We start from the raw sequence: 1,193 nt of genomic DNA, 5'->3' as shown, positions 1-1,193 counted from the left end.
ATTAAGCTTCGATAGCTGTTACTACACCAGCGCCTACTGTGTGGCCACCTTCGCGGATCGCGAAACGTAAACCTTCTTCGATAGCGATTGGAGTGATCAATTCGATATCCATTGTTACGTTATCACCAGGCATACACATTTCTACACCTGCTGGAAGATTTACAACACCTGTTACGTCTGTTGTACGGAAGTAGAATTGTGGACGGTAGTTAGAGAAGAATGGAGTATGACGGCCACCTTCTTCTTTTGTCAACACGTATACTTCGGCTTTGAATTTTGTGTGTGGGTTGATAGAACCTGGTTTTGCCAATACTTGACCACGTTCGATATCTTTACGATCTACACCACGAAGCAATGCACCTACATTGTCACCTGCTACTGCAGAATCCAATGTTTTACGGAACATTTCAAGACCTGTTACTACGTAGGAGTCAGCTTTTTCTTTCAAGCCTACTACTTCTACTGTATCACCAACGTTTACTTCACCACGTTCTACACGGCCAGTTGCTACTGTACCACGACCTGTGATTGTGAATACGTCTTCCACTGGCATCAAGAATGGTTTGTCAGTGTCACGTACTGGAGTTGGAATGTATTCGTCTACTTTTGCCATCAATTCTTCGATAGCTGCTACGTATGTTGCATCCCCTTCCAATGCTTTCAACGCAGAACCTGCGATTACAGGAATGTCATCGCCAGGGAATTCATAGGAGGAAAGCAATTCACGGATTTCCATTTCTACTAATTCTAACAATTCTTCGTCGTCAACCATGTCTTTTTTGTTCATGAATACAACGATAGCAGGTACACCTACTTGGCGAGCCAACAAGATGTGCTCACGAGTTTGTGGCATAGGGCCGTCAGCTGCGGATACTACCAAGATAGCGCCGTCCATTTGTGCTGCACCAGTGATCATGTTTTTTACATAGTCGGCATGGCCTGGGCAGTCAACGTGTGCATAGTGACGGTTGTCTGTTTCGTACTCAACGTGTGCAGTGTTGATTGTGATACCGCGTTCACGTTCTTCTGGAGCTTTGTCGATCATGCTGTAATCTTGGAAGTCAGCTTGGCCTTTTTCTGCCAATACTTTTGTGATTGCAGCTGTTAAAGTTGTTTTACCATGGTCAACGTGACCGATTGTACCGATGTTAACATGCGGTTTATTACGTTCAAATTTTTCTTTTGCCATTTTA

Annotated in this window: 1 protein-coding gene; it reads right to left on the bottom strand. The window is 44.1% G+C overall.

Going from position 1 to position 1,193, the window contains the following annotated elements:
• Position 1 precedes the first annotated feature (1 nt).
• Complete coding sequence (gene tuf, locus NFR29_RS08250) at positions 2 to 1,189, bottom strand: elongation factor Tu (protein ID WP_251425532.1); 1,188 nt, start codon at positions 1,187 to 1,189, stop codon at positions 2 to 4.
• Positions 1,190 to 1,193 lie beyond the last annotated feature (4 nt).

Source organism: Veillonella agrestimuris, assembly GCF_943193065.1.
Taxonomy (GTDB): Bacteria; Bacillota; Negativicutes; order Veillonellales; family Veillonellaceae; genus Veillonella; species Veillonella agrestimuris.
The sequence above is the reverse complement of the archived record's forward strand: the minus strand, read 5'-3'. Positions and strand labels throughout refer to the sequence as shown.

Excerpts from the sequence above, each read along its gene's own strand:
- tuf (WP_251425532.1), bottom strand. The coding sequence starts at position 1,189 with ATGGCAAAAGAAAAATTTGAACGTAATAAACCGCATGTTAACATCGGT.